The following is a 16,397-nucleotide window of genomic DNA, read 5'->3' on the forward strand; positions in this document are numbered from 1 at the left end:
GCGGCGGGTGCCAGCGGCTTCGTGGGTTCCTTGGTACATTTACGTCCTCGACATCAATGCAACAGGGGGTCTACGATGCGCCTGCTTCACACCATGCTCCGGGTCGGCAATCTCGACCGTTCGATCGCTTTCTATACCGGACTGCTCGGCATGAAAGTGCTGCGCCGCAACGACTATCCGGAAGGAAAATTCACACTCGCGTTCGTCGGCTACGAAGACGAACGCGATGGCACCGTGCTCGAACTCACGCACAACTGGGACACGGAATCGTATGAGATGGGTACGGCGTTCGGCCATCTGGCTGTCGAAGTCGACGACGCCTCGGCCGCATGCGAAAAGATCAAGGCGCAAGGCGGCACGGTCGTGCGCGAAGCCGGCCCGATGAAACACGGCACGACCGTCATCGCGTTCGTGACCGACCCGGACGGCTACAAGATCGAATTCATCCAGAAGAAACCGTAACGTCCATGTGCTGCACGCTGCACGTGTAGTGCAGTAATAAAACAGAAGGCCCGCTGTGCAAGCGGGCCTTTTGCATGGTCGCGAGGTTCGCGCGACGTCGACGTTAAAGCGTGGGCAGCAGTTCCGGCGGATGATGCTTGAGCGTTTGCCGTGCCTCGCGGAACTCGGGAAAGATCGACTCGACCGTTTCCCAGAATCGCGGGCTGTGGTTCATCTCGCGCAGATGCGCGAGTTCGTGCGCAACGACGTAATCGATGATCGAAAGCGGAAAGTGGATCAAACGCCAGTTGAGGCGAATGCGCCCGTCGCTGGAACAACTGCCCCAGCGCGTCGCCGCCGAAGACAACGAGTACGCGCGATAATCCACACCGAGCTTCCCGGCATAGATCGCGAGCCGCTCGCCGAAGATCCGTTTTGCCTCGTTCTGCAGCCAGCCCTGCACGCGGTCCTTGATCTGCTGCGGATCGGCGTGCTGTGGCAGGGGCAGCAGGAGCGCCGCGTGGCGCGCATCGAACTCGAGCGTGCCGCGTGAAGCCGCCAGCGTCACGCTGACGGGCTTGCCGAGATACGGCACCTGCGCGCCATCTTTCCAGTCGACCTGCGGCAGCGCGCGCTGTTCGACGCGGTTCTGCCATTCGTTGAGTTTCGTGAAAATCCAGCGCTGCTTTTCGGTGATGGCCGTTTCGATATCGGCGAGCGTCACCCAGCGTGGCGCGGTGATCATGAGCCCCGTGCTGTCGATCGCGAAACCGATCGACCGGCGCGCCGAGCGCTTCAGCAGATAGTGGAGCGTCTGCGAACCGACCGTGAGGCTGCGCAGCTTCGTGCCGTCGGGGGCGTACTGGGCGCCCGGCTTCTGTGACGAAGACGGGGTTTGGGGTGACGCGGGAGAGGGCGGCATCGGGACAGCCGGCTCGGCAAAGAGCGGCAGATCGAGTTGCCGGCTATCGAGCGCCGCAGCGGGCTGCGACGTGGGAGACTTCTGCATCGGCTTCGGCTTCGCGCTATACGCCACGTGATGGCGTGGGGCGCGTCAGATTCGGGCAGCGGCAGGCGTGCTTTCCGCAGCGCTGTACGCAGCAGGATCGATGCGGCGCATTTCCGCTTCGATCCACGTTTCGACGCGCGTGTTCACTTCGTCGGGCGTGAGCCCCGTTGTCTCAATCGGCTTGCCGATCGACACTGTGACTATACCCGGATATTTGATGAACGAGTTGCGCGGCCACACGCGGCCCGCGTTGTGCGCGATCGGCACGACCGGTGCACCCGACGCAATCGCAAAGCGTGGGCCACCCGTCTTGTACTTGCCTTGTTTGCCTGTGGGTGTACGCGTGCCTTCCGGGAACATGATGACCCATGCGCCTTCGGCCATGCGTGCCTTGCCCTGTTTGATCACGGAGTTGAACGCGTACTTGCCTTCCTTGCGATCGATGTGAACCATCTTCAGCATGCCGAGCGCCCAGCCGAAGAACGGCACGAAGAGCAGCTCACGCTTGAACACATAGCAGAGCGGTCGCGGCATCAGCGCTGGAAACGCGAGCGTTTCCCACGCCGACTGATGCTTCGACAGCAGCACGGCGGGACCGTCGGGCAGATTCTCGAAACCTTCTATCCGGTAGCGGATACCGTTCAGCCAGCGCACGACATGCAGCGTCGACGCACACCAGCCCGCGGCCATCCAGTAGCGGTTATCGGCACGCATGAACGGGAACGCGATGAAGCATGCAATCGCGTACGGCACGGTGAATACGACGAAATAGATCAGCAGCAGGAGCGAACGGATAAAGCGCATCGGTGTGGTCAATCCATGAAAGTGATGCGTGCGGGTCGCATCACTCGAGTTCTTCTGAGAGGAAGTCGAGCGCGAACGCGCGCAGGTCCGCATGCACGATCGTGCCTTCTGGCAGACCGCCCGCAGCGAGCGTTTTCTGGCCCTTGCCGGTCAGCACCAGATGCGGAATACAGCCGATCGCCGCGGCCGCCTGCAGATCGCGCAGCGAATCGCCGACGCATGGGGTTTCTTCGGGATCGATCTCGAAGCGTTCGGCGATCATCTTCAGCATGCCGGGCTTCGGCTTGCGGCATTCGCATTGATCTTCCGCCGTATGCGGACAGAAGAACACGGCGTCGATGCGGCCGCCGACCGCCGCGACCATCTTGTGCATCTTCAGATGCATCGCGTTCAGCGTGTTCATGTCGAAAAGACCGCGCCCGATGCCCGACTGGTTCGTCGCGACCGCGATGCGATATCCCGCCTGGGTCAGGCGCGCGATTGCTTCGAGCGCGCCCGGCAGTACGATCCATTCGTCTGGCGATTTGATGTACGCATCCGAATCGACGTTAATCACGCCGTCGCGGTCGAGCACAATGATTTTTTTTGCGCTGGTTGGCATGATGTGGCGCTCAGGCAGCGAGCCGCGAAATATCGGCGACGCAGTTCATCTGCTGATGCAGTGCACCGAGCAGCGCCAGACGGTTCGCGCGCAACGCCGGGTCTTCGGCGTTGACCATGACGTCGTTGAAGAACGCATCGACCGGTTCACGCAACGCGGCAAGCGCGGTGAGCGCGCCCGTGTAGTTGCGCCCGGCCAGCTGCTTCTGCACGCGCGGCGCAACCTGTTCGAGCTGCGCGTACAACGCCTTTTCCGCGGGTTCGACGAAGAGCGCGGTCTGCACGCCACCCGTTGTACCTTCCGACTTCTTCAGGATGTTCGAGATCCGCTTGTTCGCCGCCGCGAGCGAGGCCGCTTCGGTGAGCGCCGCGAATTCGCGCACGGCGTCGAGCCGGGCGACGATGTCGTCGAGGCGCGTCGGGTTCAGTGCCAGCACTGCGTCGATTTCTCCCGCCGCATGGCCGCGTTCACGCAGCAGACCCTTCAGGCGGTCCATGCAGAATTCGTAGATCGCCGCCGTCGAATCGGCGACGTTCGGCACCGATGCGAACTGCGCATACGCCGCGCGCAGCAGTTCGACGAGGTCGAGCGGCAACGGCTTCTCGACGAGGATACGCAGCACGCCCAGCGCATGACGGCGCAGCGCGAACGGGTCTTTTTCGCCGGTTGGTTGCAGGCCGATGCCCCAGATGCCGACGAGCGTTTCGAGCTTGTCCGCGAGCGCGACGATCGTGCCGGTGGTGGTGGCCGGCAGCGCGTCGCCGGAGAACCGCGGCTGATAGTGTTCCGAGCACGCGAGCGCGACTTCTTCCGGCTCGCCGTCGTGGCGCGCGTAGTACGTGCCCATCGTGCCCTGCAGTTCCGGGAATTCGCCGACCATGTCGGTGATCAGATCGGCCTTCGCGAGACGCGCCGCGCGCGTGGCGAGCCCGACGTCCGCGTTCATCATGCAGGCGATCGCGCCAGCCAGCGCCTCGACACGTTCGACGCGTTGCAGCGCCGAGCCGAGCTTGTTGTGATACACGACGTTCGCGAGGAGCGGCACGCGATCGGCGAGCGGCTTTTTCTTGTCCTGCGTGAAGAAGAACTTCGCATCGGCAAGACGCGGACGCACCACCCGCTCATTGCCTTCGATGATGTCGCCCGGCGTCTTCGTCTCGATGTTCGAGACGATCAGGAAACGCGAGCGCAGTTTGCCCGCCGCATCGGTGAGCGCGAAGTACTTCTGGTTCGTCTGCATCGTGAGGATCAGACATTCCTGCGGCACCTGCAGGAATTCGTCCTCGAAGTTACAGGTGTACACAGCCGGCCATTCGACCAGCGACGTCACTTCGTCGAGCAGCGCTTCGGGCATCACGACCTGGTCGCCTTCGGCCTGCGCGAGCAGATGCGTGCGGATGGTTTCCTTGCGTTCCGCGAAACTCGCGATCACGCGGCCCTTGTGCATCAGCGTTTCCGCGTAGACGTCAGCGTGCTGGATCTGCACGAAACCTTCCGACAGGAAACGATGGCCGAGTGTCGTATCGTCGGCATCGACACCGAGTGCGCTGACCGGCACGACCGTGTCGCCATGAAGCACGGTCAAACGATGTGCCGGACGCACGAACTGCACGTTGGCGCCGTCAGGACGCTGATAGGTCATGACCTTCGGGATCGGCAGCTTTGCGAGCGTTTCGTCGAGCGCGGCCTGCAGGCCTTCGGTGAGCGTGGCGCCAGGTGCGGCGTAGCGCAGGAAGAACGCTTCGGCCTTGCCGTCCGGTGCGCGTTCGAGATCGTTCACCGAGAAATCGGGGAAGCCGAGCGCCGCGAGTTTCTTCGCGAGCGGCGCGGTGGGTTGGCCGTCCTTGTCGAGCGCCACGGATACGGGCAGCACCTTCTCGCGCACGTGCTTTTCAGGCGCGACGTCGCGTACGTTCTGGATGACGATCGCGAGACGCCGCGGCGTGGCGTAACGTTCGAACGACGGTTCGCCGTCGATCAGGTCGCGCGCCGCGAGGCGCTGCGCGATGCCTTCAGCGAATGCATCACCGAGACGCGCGAGCGCTTTCGGCGGCAGTTCCTCGGTCAGCAGTTCGACGAGCAGGGTGTGTTGGGGATGAGTCATGTGTTCGTGGTCTCGTCAGTCCGGATCGATCTTGCGTTCGACTTTGAGCGGCGGCGCCCAGGCGGGCATCGCGGCGTCCTGTGCATCGGTGGTGAGGCCGGGCACGCCGTGCACCGGATTGCCGAGCATCGGGAAGCCGAGCTTCTCGCGCGAATCGTAGTAGGCCTGTGCAACAAGACGCGACAGCGCGCGGATGCGGCCGATATACGCCGCGCGCTCCGTCACGGAAATCGCGCCGCGCGCGTCGAGCAGGTTGAACGTGTGACCGGCCTTCAGCACGAGTTCGTACGCGGGCAACGCGATCTGCGCGTCGATCATGCGCTTCGCTTCCGCTTCGTAGCTGTTGAAGAACGTGAACAGCAGATCGACGTTCGCGTGTTCGAAGTTGTACGTCGACTGTTCGACTTCGTTCTGGTGATACACGTCGCCATACGTGAGGCGACGCGTTTCCGGGCCGTTCGGGCCTTGCTCTTCCCATTCGGTCCAGACGAGGTCGTACACGTTCTCGACCTTCTGCAGATACATCGCGAGACGTTCGAGCCCGTAAGTGATTTCGCCGAGCACCGGCTTGCAGTCGAGACCGCCCACCTGCTGGAAATACGTGAACTGCGTGACTTCCATGCCGTTCAGCCAGACTTCCCAGCCGAGCCCCCATGCGCCGAGCGTAGGGTTTTCCCAGTCGTCCTCGACGAAGCGCACGTCGTTCTGCTTCAGGTCGAAGCCGAGTGCTTCGAGCGAGCCGAGGTACAGGTCGAGGATGTTTTCCGGCGCGGGCTTCAGCACGACCTGATACTGGTAGTAGTGCTGCAGACGGTTCGGATTCTCGCCGTAGCGGCCGTCTTTCGGCCGGCGCGACGGCTGGACGTACGCCGCGCGCCACGGCTCGGGGCCGATCGCGCGCAGGAACGTGTGAACGTGGGACGTGCCCGCGCCGACTTCCATGTCGATCGGCTGGAGCAGCGCGCAACCCTGCTTGTCCCAGTAGGACTGCAGCGTCAGGATGATTTGCTGAAACGTGAGCATGAAGTGCCTTTCAGGCATAAGGGCCACGCCGCGGGCGCCAGGGCACGCAGGAGGGTGGCCGTGGAGCAAAGTGCCAAACCATGGATTTTAACGGAAAGGGCGCTGGGTGCGTCCTTTTCGGTTATTGGCGCTCGCCCTCCCATCCGGTTCGAGCGGCTGCGGCATGAACGGATGACCTCGATGAGATGGCGATTTTCGTGAGGCGCGTGCACGCACTCCCGGGCAATTACGTAGACACGATCACCACCCTGACGGTCATAGCCAAAAGTCGTGGCCAAGCCGCTCGTTCCCCATTCCATCCCGGTCGTGCTGCCATTGCCCCAGTCGGTGCGCGCGGCCGCTTCGTCGAGCGCGGAACACAGGCAGTACCGCAAGCCGAACACGAGCCGCCGCAACGCCCGGCACAAAATCTGGCCGTACCTGCTGCGCAGCATGAAAATCGACCGGGCCAACCAGGCGTGGCCACTCGATACGACCTACATTCCGATGGCGCGCGGCTTCGTCTATCTGACAACAGTGGTCGACTGGGCCAGCCGCAAGGTACTTGCGCACCGGGTCGCCATCACGCTGGAGGCCACGCACGCCATCGAGGCGCTGGAAGAAGCGTTTGCCCGCTACGGGCTGCCGGACATCGTGAACACTGATCAGGGCAGCCCAGTTCACGGCGGGCGCGTTCACCGAGGCCGTGCTAGGCCGGGGCGTGCGGCTGTCGATGGATGGCAAAGGTGCGTGGCGCGACAACGTGTTCGTCGAGCGCGTGTGGCGCAGCATCAAGTACGAAGAGGTGTATTTGAAAGCCTACGAGTCGGTCAGCCATGCCCGACGCTCCATCGGCAACTACATCAAGCTGTATAACCGGAAACGGCCCCATTCGAGCCTGGCGGATCGCACGCCGGATGAGGCATACTTCGCAACGCTGCCTGCGATCAAATCGGCAGCATGACCGCCTCGGACGTTCCACTTAAAAATCTCAGAAGACTGTCCGAACGAGTGAGGCCACCTCACTGTACGCGAAGGCGCGCGAACGCAATCCGGCTCGATGGTCGGGCAACACGCGCAACTGGATGCCGGCCGGTGCCGTGACCCTTAACCCGGAACGTGATTCAGTCGTCGCCATGGCATCGCTTGCCACGGATAAACAACCTTTTGGCTGCATGAATGAGGCGGCAACTAGCTTGACGCGCACCGATCGGTATCGGAAGGGAAGATGCCGCGAAGGATGAATACGATGCCTATGTCACCAGGATTTGCGCGCTCATCGTGCAAAGGCAGTCGGTTGAGGAAGTGATCGATTATCTGTTATGGGCCGAGACAGAACAGATGGGGTTGCCGGCAGATGTCGAGCGAGCGCGAAGAGTGGCCGGAAAGCTGGTTCAACTCATTTAATTGCCGCGCGCCAATGATCTAACGTCGTTTCGTGAACGAAGGGTCGCTCAATCGGCCCTTCTGTCTTTCAAACGGTGTAGCGAGGAGCGGCTGCTGTTCGACAGCGTCAAGCACATGCGCGTGCGATCTCGCTGAAACCAGCAGACTGACGCTCCCAGGATCACATCAGCGAAGTGCGGAACGAGCGCGCAACCCCCACCCGCGACGCCCAACGCCAGACTTCAGTCATCCGACTTCCCGTTTTCGCGCTTCTCCCGCCCCGGCCCAAACGCAAACCCGAACGCGAGCAGCAACAGCGAAACCGCCAGCACCGTGTTGTTGCCGCTCGTCACGTACGGCGTTTCGCCCGCCGTGCCCTGCACGGTCGCTTCAAGCGAACCTTTTGTGTACACAGGCAGACGCGCGATCACATGGCCCTGTGCATCGATTGCCGCCGTGGTGCCGGTGTTCGTCGCGCGCAGCATCGGCCGGCCGGTTTCCAGCGAGCGCATCCGTGCGATTTGCAGATGCTGGTCGAGCGCGATCGTGTCGCCGAACCACGCGAGGTTCGTCGAGTTGACGAGCACGCCCGGCGACGTGTCGCTCTCGCGCACGGTGCGCGCGATCTCCTCACCGAAGATGTCCTCGTAGCAGATATCGAGCGCAATCGGCTGGTTGCGGACCATGAACGGCTTTTGCACCGGATCGCCGCGCGCGAAATCGCCGAGCGGAATGTTCATCAGGTTCACGAACCAGCGAAAGCCCCACGGCACGAATTCGCCGAATGGCACGAGATGATGCTTGTCGTAGCGATAGACATCTGTTGAACCGGGCGTGATGCCGAACAGACTGTTCGTATAGTCGACGACCCGGCCTTCTGGCGTAATCGTGCCGCCGATCGCCCCGAACAGGATCGACGAGTTCGTCGTATCGGCGAACTGCCGCACGGCGCTGGCGAATGGTTGCGGAACCTGCTGGGCGAGCACCGGAATCGCGGTTTCCGGCGTGACGATCAGATCCGCGGGCTTCGCGGTGATCATCTGCTGGAATTCGTTGATCGCGGTCATGACGCCGGATTCCTCGAACTTCATTTCCTGCTTCACGTTGCCCTGGAGCAGACGCACGGAAAGCGGTGCGCCGGACGGCAGCGTCCACTGGACCCAGGGCAGCATCATGCCCGCCGCGAGCAACCCGAGCGCGATGACAGCCGGCGTGAGCGTGCGGGCCAGACGCCCGTTGCCAGATCGACGCTCGACGCCCGTGGTTCCGCGCGAACGCGTCGCCGCCTGCACGATCAGCGCGGCCACGAGCGCCAGCACCCAGCCGACGCCGTACACGCCCGCCACGGGCGCGAAGCCGGCCAGCGGGCCGTCGACCTGCGCATAGCCGCTCGCGAGCCACGGAAAGCCGGTGAACACGGTTCCGCGCGCCCATTCGCCGATCGCCCACGCGCTCGCGAACGCGAACGCGCCGTGCCACGTCGGTGCGAACGGCTTGTCGCCGAGCCGGCCGTTACGCGCGTGTCCGGCGCAAAACGACCAGACGCCCGCGGCCAGCGCCGGATACAGCGCGAGATAAAGCGAAAACAGCACCAGCGCCGCGCCCGCGAGCGGCGCGGCCATGCCGCCGTAGAAGTGCATGCTAACGTACAGCCACCACACGCCGGTCACGTAATTGCCGAAGCCGAACGCGCCGCCCGTGAGCGCCGCGCTTTTCCAGCCGGTCGCGCGCGTGAGCCACGCGAACAGGAATACGAAGAGCGCGAGTTCGAGCCAGCCGCCGTGCGGCGTCGGGGCGAAGGAGAGCGTGTTCGCCGCGCCGGCTGCGAGCGCTACGAGGTAATGCCAGCGTGGCAGCGCGCGGCCGCCCGCTTCTGTGGCGGTGGGCGTCACGCCACGGCGCAGACGGGAAGAGATCGGGTCGGCCATCGTTACGCGGTCGGCGGGAAAAGTGGAGGGAAGACGGGATACGTCGGCGAAAATCAGGTCTGGACGTGCTGTGCGTCGCGCTCGCGCTGTCCGGCCATCGGGTCACGGCGCACCAGCAGCATGTGAATCTGCCGCGCATCGCCCCGCAGGATCTCGAAGATCAGGTCGTCAAGGCGAACCTTTTCGCCGCGATGCGGCACCCGCCCGAAGTGATGCGTGACGAGCCCGCCGATCGTGTCGACTTCCTCGTCGGAATAGTGCGTGTTGAATGCCTCGTTGAACTGCTCGATGCCGGTCAGCGCGCGCACGCGGAAGCGCCCGTCGGGCGAGGCGATGATGTTGCCGCTTTCCTCGTCGAAATCGTATTCGTCCTCGATGTCGCCGACGATCTGTTCCAGCACGTCTTCAATCGTGATGAGACCCGCGACACCGCCGTATTCGTCGACGACGATCGCGATGTGATTGCGGTTCACGCGGAAGTCATGCAGCAGCACGTTCAGGCGCTTCGATTCCGGGATGAACACGGCCGGGCGCAGCATGCCGCGCACGTCGAACTCTTCTTCCGCGTAGTAGCGCAGCAGGTCTTTCGCGAGCAGCACGCCGATGATGTTGTCGCGGTTGCCGTCGTACACCGGATAGCGCGAGTGCGCCTTCTCCAGCACGTAAGGCATGAATTCTTCAGGCGTTTCCGCGATGTTGACCGCGTCCATCTGGGCGCGCGGGATCATGATGTCGCGCGCGCTGAGTTCGGAGACCTGGAACACGCCTTCGATCATCGACAGCGAATCGGCGTCGATCAGATTGCGTTCGTGCGCGTCCTGCAGGATTTCGAGAAGTTCGCCGCGCGAATCGGGCTCGGGCGAGATAAAGTCGGTCAGTCGCTCGAGGAGTGAGCGCTTTTCTGGTGGTTTGTCGGTATGGCGTCGACTGGGATACGTGTCGTTCATGATGGTGCGCCCGACAAGGCTGGGCGCGTGATGGCAGAGCATTAAGGATACACCACGCACATGGCGGCTCCGTGTCCGGGCGCACCTGGCCGGATGGCTGTATCACGGTCCCGGATGCCTGAAGACGGCGGCGCGGGTCGTGCGAGGCGAGATTCAACCCCTGGCGCAGAAACCGCGCGGCGGGACTTTTCGCCAAAAATGCAGGTGGTTCGGGGTGGTGCCGCGGGTCGTTCGATCCGTGACCGGCGGACGATTACCGGCAGCGGGCAAGCAGCGCTTCGAGTGCGCGATCGGGCATGCCGCTTTCGCGCAGCGCGGCGACGGTGCGGCTGACGTAGTCGAGCGTCGTGCCGTAGCGGCCACAGGCGCAGCCGAGCACGGTCCGGACCGTATCGTCGCGCAGCTTGCCGGTATAGCTCGGCACGTCGCGACGCATGACGAAGGCGAGCGCCGCGACGCGGCGGCCGTCGGCGAGCACGCACGGCAGCCACGCCGGCCGGTAGGAGCCCATCGCCATTTCGCGTCGCCAGAGCGCTTCGAGATGTGGCATCGCGCCTTCGGCGGCCAGCCGGAACGCGATACCGGTGCATGAGCCGCCGCGATCGAGCGCGAGAACGAGGCCCGGCTGTTCCGGCGTGCCGCGATTCACGCGCGACCACAGATACAGCCCGCGGTGATAGCCGTGCACTTTCGAGCGCGTGGCTTCGATGATCGGCAGCCCGGGATTCCAGATCAGCGAGCCGTAACCGAAGAGCCACAGGTCGCTCTTGCTGTCCCACGTGCGCAACGCGCATTCCAGCGATGCCGCGAGTTCCCCGTCCGTCAGTAACCGCGATTCGCCGAGCGCCGGCGGATAGTCCGGGCAGGGTGCGGTGCTGTCTTCGGCGGGACTGGGGTAGCGGGCGCTCACGGTGAAATCCGGCGTGTCAGTAAGGATCGGGGAAGCCGAGTTTCACGAGGATGCCGGTCTCGATGCCTTCCATTTCCTGCGCTTCTTCTTCGACTTCGTGATCATAGCCCTGAGCGTGCAGGGTCCCGTGAACCAGCAGGTGCGCGTAGTGCGCTACGAGCGGTTTGCCCTGCTCGGCGGCTTCCTTTTCGACCACCGGACAGCACAGGATCAGGTCGCCCGTCACCGGATCGTCTTCCGATTCGGCGTACGCGAAAGTCAGCACGTTGGTCGCGTAATCCTTGCCGCGATACGTGCGGTTCAGCGTGCGGCCTTCTTCGGCGTCGACGAGGCGCACGGTCAGTTCGGCATCCGCGAAGAGCGCGGCCCTGATCCAGCCGGCGACGGTCGCGCGCGGCAGGATCGCCTTGTGCCCGGGGAAGGCTTTCGAAGCGGGAAACTGCAGATTCAGCGAAAGTTTCGGAGCGCGGCTCATGCGGATGCTTTTCTTTGCGTCGGTTCGATGATCGATGGTCAGCGCGCGTCGGAGGGCTTTTCGGCGGCCTTCGCGGAATGCGCGTCATAGGCCTCGACGATGCGTGCGACGAGCGGATGGCGCACCACGTCCACGCTCGTGAAGCGCGTGAGCGCAATGCCGCGCACGTTCGAAAGCACCTGTTGCGCTTCGATCAGGCCGCTCTTGTGGCCGCGCGGCAAATCGACCTGCGTCGTGTCGCCGGTGACCACTGCCTTCGAGCCGAAGCCGATCCGCGTGAGGAACATCTTCATCTGTTCCGGCGTGGTGTTCTGCGCCTCGTCGAGGATGATGAACGCATGGTTCAGCGTGCGGCCGCGCATGTACGCGAGCGGCGCGATTTCGATCATCTGCCGCTCGAACATCTTCGCGGTTTTATCGAAGCCGAGCAGATCGTAGAGCGCGTCATACAGCGGACGCAGATACGGATCGACCTTCTGCGCGAGATCGCCTGGCAGGAACCCGAGGCGTTCGCCGGCTTCGACGGCCGGACGCGTCAGCACGATGCGCTTCACCTGATCGCGTTCAAGCGCATCGACCGCGCACGCCACCGCGAGATAGGTTTTGCCCGTGCCGGCCGGTCCGATGCCGAACGTCACGTCATGCGAAACGATCTGCTTCAGGTATTCGCGTTGCGCGGGCGTGCGGCCGCGCAGATCCGCGCGCCGCGTGTACAGCTTCGGACCGAGTTCTTCCAGGTCTTCGTCGCCGGTGTCGGCCGGCTGGTCGAACGGATGATCGGGGTTGCCGGGAAAGCGGGCATCCGCGTGATCCGTGCCGTTCGCACCGTTTCCGCGAGCACGCACCGGATGACGGGCTTCGACCAGCGCGAGCTGGATATCGTCGACCGACAGCGGCTCGCGCGCGTTGTTGTAGAAGTTTTCGAGCGCGGTGAGCGCGATCTTCGCGCCGCGTCCGCGAATCGTGATGCGATGGCCGCGGCGTTGCAGCGTGACGTCGAGCGCCTGCTCGATCTGCCGCAGGTTTTCGTCGAGCGGGCCGCAGAGGTTGGCAAGCCGCGCGTTGTCTTCGCGCGGCGCGGTGAATTCCAGATGCTGCTGAGTGGTCTTCAAGGCGGTGGGTCGATCCTGTCGGTTTCGTTGCGCTTCGGGGCGTTGCCTAATGCGTGGTCGTCGGGACGTCGTCGTGCAGCAGCACGAGTTCGCCGCGCAGCGAGTGCGGGTACGCCTGAACGATTTTCACGTCGACCATCTGGCCGGTCAGGCGCGCGTGCGACCCGACCGGCGCCGGGAAGTTGACCACGCGGTTGTTTTCGGTGCGGCCCGCGAGCTCGTTCGGGTCCTTGCGCGCCGGGCGCTCGACCAGGATGCGCTCGACCTTGCCGACCATCGCCGCGCTGATACGCGCGACGTTTTCCTCGATCGTGGCCTGCAGATGTTGCAGGCGCTTCAACTTCACCTCGCGCGGTGTGTCGTCGTGCAGGTTCGCGGCCGGCGTGCCGGGGCGCGGGCTGTAGATAAACGAGTAGCTCGTGTCGTACTTCATCTCGTGAGTCAGCGACATCATCTTGTCGAAGTCTTCCTCGGTCTCGCCGGGGAAGCCGACGATCATGTCGGTCGACAGGGAAAGGTCCGGACGGATCGCGCGCAGCCTGCGGATCACCGACTTGTATTCGAGCACGGTATAGCCGCGCTTCATCGCCATCAGGATACGGTCGGAGCCGTGCTGCACCGGCAGATGCAGGTGACTCACGAGCTTCGGCACCTTCGCGTAGGTGTCGATGAGGCGTTGCGTGAATTCCTTCGGATGCGACGTGGTGTAGCGAATCCGTTCGATGCCCGGAATATCGGCGACGTATTCGATCAGCGTCGCGAAGTCGGCGATTTCCGTTTCGCCCAGCGTCAGCGCGCCGCGATAAGCATTCACGTTCTGACCGAGCAGCGTGACTTCGCGCACGCCCTGATCGGCGAGGCCGGCGATTTCGGTGAGCACGTCGTCGAGCGGGCGCGACACTTCCTCACCGCGCGTGTACGGCACGACGCAATAGCTGCAGTACTTGCTGCAGCCTTCCATGATCGACACAAACGCGCTCGGGCCATCGACGCGCGCCGGCGGCAGATGGTCGAACTTTTCGATTTCCGGGAACGAGATGTCGACCTGCGCGCGGCCGCTTGTGCGGCGTTTGTCGATCATCTGCGGCAGACGGTGCAGCGTTTGCGGACCGAACACGAGATCGACGTACGGCGCACGCGCGACGATCGACGCGCCTTCCTGGCTCGCGACGCAACCGCCGACGCCGATGATCAGATCCGGGTTCGCTTCCTTCAGCTCGCGCACGCGGCCGAGGTCGGAGAAGACTTTTTCCTGCGCCTTTTCGCGCACCGAACACGTGTTGAAGAGAATGACGTCCGCGTCTTCGGGGGAGTCGGTCTTCACGAGGCCTTCAGCCGCGCCGAGTACGTCGACCATCTTGTCGGAGTCGTACTCGTTCATCTGGCAGCCAAAGGTCTTTACATAAACTTTCTTGGTCATCGAATTTCGCCGGTCGCAGTGGTTAACCTGGGGGCGCGGTAGTAATGGGGAACGAAGGAACTGCACGGGGCACTGAAGCGGCTCTTGCGGCGTTCGCCATCCGTGTAGCGTAGTCCGGCATTATATCCCCTGCTGACGGATGGTTTTGCGCGCCGGCGCGGGCGCTGGAAAGCCTCGCAGCGCTTCCAGTTCGACGGAAACCTGCGCGAAACGCGTGCTCAGGAAATCGGGCAGCACCCGCACGTGCGATGCCATGAAGCGGTTGCGGTGATGAAGCGCGTGCAGCGGCGCATCTGGATAGCGGCAGTCCGGCAGCAGGATGCGCAGGCCGTCGCCGCGCAATGCTGATAACGGTGTGACGATAACTTCGTTGGGCGCGACGAAATCCGCTGATAGTCTGGCTTTTCATTGATGCGCGTCCGCCCGATGGCGGCGCTTCTGGAGGCCACCATGCATTCCCCGCTTGCGCTGGTTCGCGACCCAGCGGCCGATCTGCCCGACGGCCCCCGCGCGCCTGAACCGTTCGACGCGCCCGAGCAGTTCGTCGGCATCAACCTGGTCCGGCTGCGCGCCGAACGCCAGCTTTCGCTCGATGCACTCGCACGCGCTTCCGGCGTTTCGCGGGCGATGCTCGCGCAGATCGAATCCGCGCGCAGCGTGCCGTCGATCAAGGTGCTATGCAAGGTCGCCGCGGCGCTGAAGGTTTCGGTGGCGGCGTTTTTGCGGCGGCACGCGGTGAACGGTTTCGAGCATCTGCCGGCAGGGCAGGCGGCGCGCGTGGTCAGCGCCAGCGGGCGGTATTCGACGCGCGCGCTGTATCCCGAGGGCGAGCCCGTCGCGGCAGAGTTTCATGAACTGAGGGTCGCGCCGCTGCACACCGAAACCGGGACGCGTCGCGCGCCGGGTACGACGGTGAATCTGGTGGTCAGCGACGGCACGCTCGAGGTGCGCGTACACGACCGGCGCCAGTTGCTGGCAACCGGCGATGCGATCGTCTTCGATGCGGATCAGCCACACAGTTTTCGCAATCCCGGCGACACCGAAGCGCGCGCGTTTCGCGTGACGCTCAACGCCGAGACACCGCCGCGCCAGGACATGCCGCACGACGCGCCAGCGCAACCGGTGGCGTCGTGAAAGCCCCAGGGTAAATCGTCCTGTGCGATCCTTTTCGTCGAATTCGTGTATTCTTTGCCGGCCGGTTTTATCCGGCAATCAGTGCGTCTTCAGGGCGGGGTGTAATTCCCCACCGGCGGTATGCAGGCCACGGCAGTCCGGCCCGCGAGCCCGCGAGCGCCCGCGCTTCACGTTGTAGCGGGGTCAGCAGATCTGGTGAAATGCCAGAGCCGACGGTCATAGTCCGGATGAGAGAAGATGTGCAGATGGTCATGGTCCAGCCCATGCGTTTCGTCCGTGTATGCGAACGGCGGCGCGTGGACGTGTGCCGCATTGCGTTCGATGCGCGCACGGGGTTCTGTCTGTTTGCAATGCCCTGAAACGTTTTTCGCCCAACTTCCGCGAGGAGCGTTTCACATGTCTTTTGCTACTTTTCCCGCACCGGCCGTGCACGTCGAAAGTGCGTTTGCCGATCTCCCCCTGCTTTCCACCGAAGCTGTTCCGCCCCGTATCGCCGCCGCACTAGAGGCGCTGCGCGATGGTCGCGCGGTCGTGCTTCAGGACGACCACGACCGCGAGAACGAAGCCGATCTGATCGTTTCCGCCGAACGCCTCACGAATGAAACGATGGCGTTGCTGATCCGCGAATGCAGCGGCATCGTGTGTCTGTGCCTGCCCGACGAGAAGATCCGCGCGCTCGAACTGCCGCCGATGGCCGTCAACAACGAAAGCCGTCACGGCACGGCGTTCACGGTGTCGATCGAAGCGCGTGAAGGGGTGTCGACGGGCGTTTCCGCGGCCGACCGCGTGACGACGATCCGCGCGGCCATCGCCGACAATGCGAAGCCCGCCGATATCGTCCGTCCGGGACACGTGTTCCCGCTGCGCGCGATGCCTGGCGGCGTGCTCGCGCGACGCGGCCACACCGAAGGCACGGTCGATCTCGCGATTCTCGCGGGTCTCAAGCCGGCGGGCGTGCTGTGCGAACTGATGAACGCCGACGGCACGATGACGCGCGGCGCCGATGTGGAGCGCTTCGCCGCGCGACACAATCTGCCGATGCTGACGATTGCGGAACTCGTGGCGTTTCGTGAAGCGCTGGCAACGACGCGCGAATGCTGCACGGACGCCGCGTGAGAAAAGGC

General features: G+C 63.9%; 15 protein-coding genes, 2 pseudogenes and 1 riboswitch. Of the genes and pseudogenes, 4 read left to right on the top strand and 13 right to left on the bottom strand.

Going from position 1 to position 16,397, the window contains the following annotated elements; genetic code table 11:
- The first annotated feature begins 75 nt into the window (after positions 1-75).
- Positions 76-462 carry a lactoylglutathione lyase gene (gloA, locus tag LPA37_RS03030; protein WP_228978869.1) on the top strand — a complete coding sequence of 129 codons (387 nt, stop codon included), beginning with the start codon at positions 76-78 and terminating at the stop codon, positions 460-462.
- 103 nt (positions 463-565) lie between these two features.
- Here gloA and LPA37_RS03035 read toward each other — a convergent pair whose 3' ends face one another.
- From LPA37_RS03035 to LPA37_RS03060, 6 genes are read right to left on the bottom strand one after another with little or no spacing between them, the layout of a single operon-like run.
- Complete coding sequence (locus tag LPA37_RS03035) at positions 566-1,450, bottom strand: M48 family metallopeptidase (protein WP_229011370.1); 885 nt, start codon at positions 1,448-1,450, stop codon at positions 566-568.
- Positions 1,451-1,495: 45 nt separating this feature from the next.
- A complete protein-coding gene (locus LPA37_RS03040; RefSeq protein ID WP_228978865.1) occupies positions 1,496-2,254 on the bottom strand; it encodes a lysophospholipid acyltransferase family protein in 759 nt (252 codons plus the stop codon).
- Between the two features lie 40 nt (positions 2,255-2,294).
- Entirely contained in the window at positions 2,295-2,855 is a 561-nt protein-coding gene (gene gmhB / locus LPA37_RS03045; RefSeq protein WP_228978863.1) for a D-glycero-beta-D-manno-heptose 1,7-bisphosphate 7-phosphatase, read from the bottom strand.
- 10 nt (positions 2,856-2,865) lie between these two features.
- A complete protein-coding gene (gene glyS / locus LPA37_RS03050) occupies positions 2,866-4,959 on the bottom strand; it encodes a glycine--tRNA ligase subunit beta (protein ID WP_229011371.1) in 2,094 nt (697 codons plus the stop codon).
- 15 nt (positions 4,960-4,974) lie between these two features.
- A complete protein-coding gene (glyQ, locus tag LPA37_RS03055) occupies positions 4,975-5,982 on the bottom strand; it encodes a glycine--tRNA ligase subunit alpha (RefSeq protein WP_228978859.1) in 1,008 nt (335 codons plus the stop codon).
- Complete coding sequence (locus LPA37_RS03060) at positions 5,955-6,416, bottom strand: DotU family type IV/VI secretion system protein (RefSeq protein WP_229011373.1); 462 nt, start codon at positions 6,414-6,416, stop codon at positions 5,955-5,957. Before LPA37_RS03060 ends, glyQ begins: the two co-directional genes overlap by 28 nt.
- On the opposite strand from LPA37_RS03060, the pseudogene LPA37_RS03065 reads away from it, so the two are divergent.
- Positions 6,349-6,925, top strand: a pseudogene (locus tag LPA37_RS03065) (IS3 family transposase); the annotation flags it as partial. The gene LPA37_RS03060 and the pseudogene LPA37_RS03065 sit on opposite strands and share 68 nt — an antisense overlap.
- A 664-nt stretch (positions 6,926-7,589) precedes the next feature.
- Here LPA37_RS03065 and lnt read toward each other — a convergent pair.
- The 7 genes and pseudogenes from lnt to LPA37_RS03100 all read right to left on the bottom strand — a co-directional run.
- Entirely contained in the window at positions 7,590-9,275 is a 1,686-nt protein-coding gene (lnt, locus tag LPA37_RS03070; protein WP_229011376.1) for an apolipoprotein N-acyltransferase, read from the bottom strand.
- 53 nt (positions 9,276-9,328) lie between these two features.
- Positions 9,329-10,222 carry an HlyC/CorC family transporter gene (locus LPA37_RS03075; protein WP_228978846.1) on the bottom strand — a complete coding sequence of 298 codons (894 nt, stop codon included), beginning with the start codon at positions 10,220-10,222 and terminating at the stop codon, positions 9,329-9,331.
- Positions 10,223-10,475: 253 nt separating this feature from the next.
- Positions 10,476-11,132: a gamma-glutamylcyclotransferase gene (locus LPA37_RS03080; protein WP_229011378.1), complete on the bottom strand. Its 657-nt coding sequence runs from the start codon at positions 11,130-11,132 to the stop codon at positions 10,476-10,478.
- A gap of 16 nt (positions 11,133-11,148) precedes the next feature.
- Entirely contained in the window at positions 11,149-11,607 is a 459-nt protein-coding gene (gene ybeY, locus LPA37_RS03085) for an rRNA maturation RNase YbeY (protein WP_229011381.1), read from the bottom strand.
- A gap of 38 nt (positions 11,608-11,645) precedes the next feature.
- Positions 11,646-12,719: a PhoH family protein gene (locus LPA37_RS03090; RefSeq protein ID WP_229011383.1), complete on the bottom strand. Its 1,074-nt coding sequence runs from the start codon at positions 12,717-12,719 to the stop codon at positions 11,646-11,648.
- A 46-nt stretch (positions 12,720-12,765) separates the two neighbouring features.
- Entirely contained in the window at positions 12,766-14,139 is a 1,374-nt protein-coding gene (gene miaB / locus LPA37_RS03095) for a tRNA (N6-isopentenyl adenosine(37)-C2)-methylthiotransferase MiaB (RefSeq protein WP_229011386.1), read from the bottom strand.
- A 120-nt stretch (positions 14,140-14,259) separates the two neighbouring features.
- A pseudogene (locus LPA37_RS03100) lies at positions 14,260-14,481 on the bottom strand (LysR family transcriptional regulator); the annotation flags it as partial.
- Between the two features lie 108 nt (positions 14,482-14,589).
- Between LPA37_RS03100 and LPA37_RS03105 the strand changes: the two are divergent.
- Complete coding sequence (locus tag LPA37_RS03105) at positions 14,590-15,273, top strand: helix-turn-helix domain-containing protein (protein ID WP_228978835.1); 684 nt, start codon at positions 14,590-14,592, stop codon at positions 15,271-15,273.
- Between the two features lie 81 nt (positions 15,274-15,354).
- Positions 15,355-15,516, top strand: a riboswitch (FMN riboswitch).
- 153 nt (positions 15,517-15,669) lie between these two features.
- A complete protein-coding gene (ribB, locus tag LPA37_RS03110; protein ID WP_229011389.1) occupies positions 15,670-16,389 on the top strand; it encodes a 3,4-dihydroxy-2-butanone-4-phosphate synthase in 720 nt (239 codons plus the stop codon).
- Positions 16,390-16,397: the final 8 nt, after the last annotated feature.

The organism is Paraburkholderia gardini, assembly GCF_907164545.1.
In the GTDB taxonomy this organism is placed as follows: Bacteria; Pseudomonadota; Gammaproteobacteria; order Burkholderiales; family Burkholderiaceae; genus Paraburkholderia; species Paraburkholderia gardini.

Excerpts from the sequence above, each read along its gene's own strand:
- gloA (WP_228978869.1), top strand. The coding sequence starts at position 76 with ATGCGCCTGCTTCACACCATGCTCCGGGTCGGCAATCTCGACCGTTCG.
- LPA37_RS03035 (WP_229011370.1), bottom strand. The coding sequence starts at position 1,450 with ATGCAGAAGTCTCCCACGTCGCAGCCCGCTGCGGCGCTCGATAGCCGG.
- LPA37_RS03040 (WP_228978865.1), bottom strand. The coding sequence starts at position 2,254 with ATGCGCTTTATCCGTTCGCTCCTGCTGCTGATCTATTTCGTCGTATTC.
- gmhB (WP_228978863.1), bottom strand. The coding sequence starts at position 2,855 with ATGCCAACCAGCGCAAAAAAAATCATTGTGCTCGACCGCGACGGCGTG.
- glyS (WP_229011371.1), bottom strand. The coding sequence starts at position 4,959 with ATGACTCATCCCCAACACACCCTGCTCGTCGAACTGCTGACCGAGGAA.
- glyQ (WP_228978859.1), bottom strand. The coding sequence starts at position 5,982 with ATGCTCACGTTTCAGCAAATCATCCTGACGCTGCAGTCCTACTGGGAC.
- LPA37_RS03060 (WP_229011373.1), bottom strand. The coding sequence starts at position 6,416 with ATGCTGCGCAGCAGGTACGGCCAGATTTTGTGCCGGGCGTTGCGGCGG.
- lnt (WP_229011376.1), bottom strand. The coding sequence starts at position 9,275 with ATGGCCGACCCGATCTCTTCCCGTCTGCGCCGTGGCGTGACGCCCACC.
- LPA37_RS03075 (WP_228978846.1), bottom strand. The coding sequence starts at position 10,222 with ATGAACGACACGTATCCCAGTCGACGCCATACCGACAAACCACCAGAA.
- ybeY (WP_229011381.1), bottom strand. The coding sequence starts at position 11,607 with ATGAGCCGCGCTCCGAAACTTTCGCTGAATCTGCAGTTTCCCGCTTCG.
- miaB (WP_229011386.1), bottom strand. The coding sequence starts at position 14,139 with ATGACCAAGAAAGTTTATGTAAAGACCTTTGGCTGCCAGATGAACGAG.
- LPA37_RS03105 (WP_228978835.1), top strand. The coding sequence starts at position 14,590 with ATGCATTCCCCGCTTGCGCTGGTTCGCGACCCAGCGGCCGATCTGCCC.
- ribB (WP_229011389.1), top strand. The coding sequence starts at position 15,670 with ATGTCTTTTGCTACTTTTCCCGCACCGGCCGTGCACGTCGAAAGTGCG.